This is a genomic window from Luteibacter sp. KNZ12-1A (assembly GCF_056755675.1).
In genome coordinates this window covers 1-612 of record NZ_JBPGXU010000205.1, presented here as the reverse complement: position 1 = coordinate 612, position 612 = coordinate 1, and the positions used below count along the sequence as shown (strand labels likewise).

The 612-nt window shown below is 62.9% G+C and carries 1 protein-coding gene; it reads left to right on the top strand.

Annotated elements, in window-relative coordinates; genetic code table 11:
• The first annotated feature begins 62 nt into the window (after positions 1–62).
• A complete protein-coding gene (locus ACR9ZJ_RS19365; protein ID WP_481280810.1) occupies positions 63–365 on the top strand; it encodes an integration host factor subunit beta in 303 nt (100 codons plus the stop codon).
• Positions 366–612 lie beyond the last annotated feature (247 nt).

Below are 612 nucleotides of genomic sequence, written 5' to 3'. Positions count from 1 at the left end.
AGATGTGTATAAGAGACAGGTTTGACAGATTTGCGTCAGCTTCGAGAACCACCAGGGGACCCATGACAAAGTCGGAACTGATCGAGGCGCTGGCGCGGCGCCAGACCCACCTTGCCTACGGCGACGTGGAACTTGCCGTCAAGAGTGTGCTTGAGCAGATGAGCCACGCCTTGTCCACGGGTGAACGCATAGAGATCCGCGGCTTCGGCAGCTTTGCATTGCATTTCCGCCCGCCGCGCATGGGGCGTAACCCGAAGACCGGTGAAGCGGTAGCTCTGCCGGGCAAGCACGTACCCCATTTCAAACCCGGCAAGGAATTACGCGAACGCGTAAACCTTATCGAGGAAACCGACGCCGCGCAGTGACGCGGCGTTTTTTTTGGAGCTTCACCGGCTCGGCTTCGCGGTTGGGGTGGTGTGGGGGCAGAGCCGTCGGCCGCCACCCTCGTCGCTCCGGTTGCACCGTCGCTCGGGAAGGGACGCCTGTGGGAGCCGACCCTGTCGGCGATGGGTGCTTGCCTCAATCTGGCCCGCTGTCGCGGGATCGCCGACAAGGTCGGCTCCCCCAATGGGGGTTTAGATTGACCCACCGTGCCGCACCGCAAACGCCCCC

What these genes read in the sequence shown, in the direction of transcription:
- ACR9ZJ_RS19365 (WP_481280810.1), top strand. Translation starts at nt 63, where the DNA reads ATGACAAAGTCGGAACTGATCGAGGCGCTGGCGCGGCGCCAGACCCAC.